Raw genomic sequence first — 218 nt, 5'->3', positions numbered from 1 at the left:
GTTGCCTTGACAGTCGCGCCGTCTACGGCCGGTGCACCATACATGGAGCGGTCCCCGGAGATCCTGATGAAGATCGGGAATTTCTCCGGGGAGAATTCTTCCGCGTCCCGGGCAACGAACCAGGTCAGGAAGACGCGCTTGGTCTGGGTTGCTGCCTTGAGGTAGTCGGGCATGAGCTTCTGGGACCAGCCGCCGGAGGAGACGATGACGTTCTCGAA

General features: G+C 61.0%; 1 pseudogene. It reads right to left on the bottom strand.

From position 1 onward, the window contains the following. Positions 1-218: pseudogene (locus AC6CH3_RS23605) on the bottom strand (N-methyl-L-tryptophan oxidase); the annotation flags it as partial.

Source organism: Arthrobacter sp. GQ119 (assembly GCF_059759125.1).
The sequence above is the reverse complement of the archived record's forward strand: the minus strand, read 5'-3'. Positions and strand labels throughout refer to the sequence as shown.